This window comes from Mesorhizobium sp. M7A.F.Ca.US.006.04.2.1 (assembly GCF_004022915.1).
GTDB lineage: Bacteria > Pseudomonadota > Alphaproteobacteria > Rhizobiales > Rhizobiaceae > Mesorhizobium > Mesorhizobium ciceri.
Genome location: NZ_RZQA01000671.1, coordinates 1 through 3,662, shown reverse-complemented (window position 1 = coordinate 3,662; position 3,662 = coordinate 1). Strand labels below are relative to the sequence as shown.

The window sequence follows — 3,662 nt, the reverse complement described above, 5'->3', positions numbered from 1 at the left end:
GTGATGCGCCTCGAGCGTTGACGTCTTTGGCAGCGGCGTCTTTACTTTAGGCTCAAAGGAAGCGGCCGATGAGCAATCCTCTAAAATCAACCCTGGCGCTCGCTGCCGCTTTGTTTGTGTCCGCTGCCGCCGATGCCTCGGCCGAGACTGCGCACATATTCTGGAAGGATCTGCGTCCGGCTACGCAATCCGCCGCCGAAAACGTCGGGCTGCCGATGATCGCGGCAAAATTGCCCGACCATGGCGAAACGCTGTCCGTCAATCTTCAGGACAAAAGCATTCAGCTAGCCGGCTACGCATTGCCGGTCGATCGCGACGGTGATCTTGTCTACCAGTTCCTGCTGGTACCCTGGACGGGTGCCTGCAGTCACATGCCGACGCCGCCGCCCAACCAGATTGTCCTGGTTACGCCGGCCCGTCCCTTCAAGATGTCCGAGGCCTATCAGCCTGTAGCGGTCACCGGCGCGCTGAAGCCGGACATGGAGAAGAACCAGCTGTTCATCCTCGACGGCGTCAGCATCATCCAGTCTGGCTACAGCGTGCGCAAGGCAGATGTGGTGAGCGTCGAGACCGTGCCGGATACGATCACTCTGCCGGTGAACTCACCCTGGAGTTTCCTCAACAAAAAGAAGAACTAAGCGGGATGACTTTATGTGACGTTCAGCTCAGGCAGCGTTGGCACCCGATTCCTTGTCCAGAACCATGTAGTCGAGCGGGATTTCGGTCGTGTACTTGATCTGCTCCATGGCGAAGGACGACGACACGTCACGAATTTCGATCTTGGCAATCAGCCGCTTGTAGAAGGCGTCATAGGCGGCGATGTCGGGCACCACGACGCGCAGGAGATAATCGACGTCGCCGCTCATGCGGTAGAACTCAACCACCTCGGGAAACTCCTGGATGACTTCCGAGAAACGCCGCAGCCATTCATGGCTATGCGAATTGGTGCGGATCGACACGAAGACGGTGACGCGCACATTGACCTTTTCATGGTCGAGAATGGCAACGCGCCGCTTGATGACGCCCTCTTCCTCGAGCTTCTGGATGCGTCTCCAGCAAGGCGTCGTCGACAGCCCGACTTTCTTGGCGACATCGGCGACCGCGAGTGTCGCGTCCTCCTGCAAGAGGCGGAGAATTTTTCTATCGAGGCGATCCATATCGTGCTCCCAAAGGAATAGAATGCCTATACTCTGCCTTATCCAGGCCTTTCACAAGAAAGAAATTCTGCTGATCGGGCAAAAAGCGAGTGATTTCTTGCTGAAAGGTCAGCCGAGGCGATAGCGGATTTCCGAACGCAGAAAAGGCAGCAAATCCATTTCAAACCACGGATTCTTCTTCAGCCAGCCCGTGTTGCGCCACGAGGGATGCGGCAGCGGCAGCACTTTCGGACCGATGGAATTCTCCCAGATGGAGCGCCAGTCCATGACCGTTTCCGTCAGTGAGGGCCGGCGCGCCGCACCCATGTGCCAGGACTGCGCGTAGATACCGATCGTCAGCACCAGATCGATCCGTGGCATAGAGGCCATCAAAGGTGCGCGCCAGGCCGCCGCGCATTCGCGCCTCGGCGGCAGATCTCCCCCCTTGGCATCCTGGCCGGGAAAGCAGAAGCCCATCGGGACGATTGCGAATTTTTCGATGTCGTAGAATTCGTCGCTCGTCACGCCAAGCCAGCTGCGCAGGCGGTCGCCGGAAGCGTCGGTGAACGGCATGCCCGACAGATGCACCTTGGTGCCGGGCGCCTGGCTGGCGATCAGGATCCGGGCGGTGGATGATGGGCGCAGCACTGGTCGCGGCTCATGCGGCAACGGCTTGCCGGCCGGATTTTCCACGCAGATGCGGCAGGCGCGGACCCTGGCGACGAGGTTTTCGAGTTCGGCAGTCATTCTCAGGCTGATGCGCTCGGCCGGCTGGAAACGGCTTGATGCCAGCGCAACACATTCGCGCACTTATCTGGTACCTTGATGCGTGCCGGCTTCATGAAATCGACAGCGATCAGGCCGGTGATGTCGGCGATCGAATAGCTGTCACCGGCGATGAACTCCCGGCTGCCCAGTTCGCCGTCCAGCAGCCTGAGGAACGCCACGGCCTTCGGCTTGTTGGCCTCACCCCATTCAGGGACCTGCGGGATTTCCCATTCCTTCATGGCCGGATGGATGTGCCGGAAGGCCTGCGTGACGCAGCTGAGTAAATTGAATTCCATCCGCCTCTGCCACATCTCGACCTGCGCCTTGCCGAGTGCGCCACGCCCGAACAAAGCGGGCTCCGGATGCAGTTCCTCGAAATAGCGGCAGATGGCGACGGATTCGGTGATGACGGTGCCGTCGTCGAGTTCCAGCACCGGCAGACGCTGCAAGGGGTTGCGCGAGCTGACCGCCTGTTGCCTGTGTTCCAACGCGCCCATATCGATGGGCACCTGCGCAACCTCGATGCCTTTCTCGGCCAGGAAAACGCGGACCCGCCTTGGATTGGGCGCCCGGCCACCGTCGAAGAGCTTCATTCCATCCTCCTGTTCGTCCTCGGTTCCAGTTCCAGGATGCGCATCACCAGAAGCGAAAAATCTCGCGCACGGCATCGCCGATCGACGCCAGTGTGCCGTGCTTCTTCTCGACGACTTCGCCGTGATGGCTGTCTCGCCAATTCTGCGGCTGATCGAACGTTCCCGCCCAGATGCCGGCCTTTGCCGCGCGGGCGATGGCTTCCTCGCTCTCGAAGTCGCCATAGGCACCCGCCCAGCCCGCCTCGACCTGCGCGCGGTTGAGATCCTTGCCGCCGGCGGTGCAGTCGCCGAGCAGCCGGCCATAACGATCACGCTGCCAGCCGGTACAAGAGACGGGCTTGCCGGCGATCAGGCGAACGAGCGACTGACGCGCAAGCGTGCCGCAGGAATAGTCCGCGCCGTTCTTGCGGCAGGTCTGCGTATATTCCGGAGCATCGATGCCGCGCATGCGGATACGCTCGGTGCCAAGCGTGATCGAATCGCCGTCGTTGATGATTGCCACGCCTTGCGTCTTGCGTGTCTCCACCCGGTCGAGGCGGGCCGCCAGCAGGATCAGCAGTCCGAGGATGATGACGGCAAGCCCGTAATCCACCAGCCGGCGCCACAGGCTTCTGGGGCGCGCAACGTATCGCCGGCGCGGCCTCGGCGACCATGAACGGCTCATATGGCAAACGGTTGGTTAATCATTCGAACGTAGCTTAACACTTGGAAACCGCTGCTCGCATAAATTGAAGTTTTGATGCCCTTGCAACGCTCGAACACAGCGGACAAGTTCATTGTGGACCGCAGGAAACGCCATCGCAACAGCGATGTCGCGCGCGCGGTGCGCAAGACGCGTGACCGTCTTTCGCAGCAGGCCGGCAATCCCGATTTCGATCGCGAACTGCTGAAGCTGCATGCCCGAGCGATGACAAGCGGCGCCATCGCCATCCCGCTTCTCGTGCTGGCGATTGCCGCGGGTGGCCGGCTGGCCGGAATCGGCAATGAGATCGGGCTTTGGGCGCTGTTCACGCTAACCTGCTACACTATCGTTGCCTTCATGGCGCGGCGCATCGAGCGCACTGAAGCTTCCGAGCTCAACCCTTTGCAAGCACGGCGGGAATTCCTGATCGGCCATTTCCTGTGCGGTCTCGGCTGGGCTTGGTTCGTGTGGCTTGGCTGCAGC

5 protein-coding genes and 1 pseudogene are annotated in these 3,662 nt (G+C 60.8%); 2 read left to right on the top strand and 4 right to left on the bottom strand.

The window, feature by feature from the left end:
* Positions 1–68 precede the first annotated feature (68 nt).
* On the top strand, positions 69–638 hold the full coding sequence (locus EN925_RS27785) for a DUF3299 domain-containing protein (protein ID WP_127370188.1): 570 nt from the start codon (positions 69–71) through the stop codon (positions 636–638).
* A 27-nt stretch (positions 639–665) separates the two neighbouring features.
* Here the strand turns inward: EN925_RS27785 and EN925_RS27780 are convergent, their stop codons facing one another.
* The 4 genes from EN925_RS27780 to EN925_RS27765 form a co-directional block, all read right to left on the bottom strand.
* Positions 666–1,157, bottom strand: a complete 492-nt coding sequence (locus EN925_RS27780) for an Lrp/AsnC family transcriptional regulator (protein WP_006205209.1) — start codon at positions 1,155–1,157, stop codon at positions 666–668.
* A 108-nt stretch (positions 1,158–1,265) separates the two neighbouring features.
* A complete protein-coding gene (locus EN925_RS27775) occupies positions 1,266–1,883 on the bottom strand; it encodes a uracil-DNA glycosylase family protein (RefSeq protein ID WP_024503311.1) in 618 nt (205 codons plus the stop codon).
* 2 nt (positions 1,884–1,885) lie between these two features.
* Positions 1,886–2,497 (bottom strand): glutathione S-transferase, encoded by a 612-nt coding sequence (locus EN925_RS27770; RefSeq protein ID WP_127370189.1) that lies wholly within the window; start codon positions 2,495–2,497, stop codon positions 1,886–1,888.
* Between the two features lie 43 nt (positions 2,498–2,540).
* The gene (locus EN925_RS27765; protein ID WP_128337067.1) at positions 2,541–3,161 is read right to left on the bottom strand and encodes a thermonuclease family protein; all 621 of its coding nucleotides are present in this window, start codon (positions 3,159–3,161) and stop codon (positions 2,541–2,543) included.
* 75 nt (positions 3,162–3,236) lie between these two features.
* On the opposite strand from EN925_RS27765, the pseudogene EN925_RS27760 reads away from it, so the two are divergent.
* Positions 3,237–3,662: pseudogene (locus tag EN925_RS27760) on the top strand (sensor histidine kinase); the annotation flags it as partial.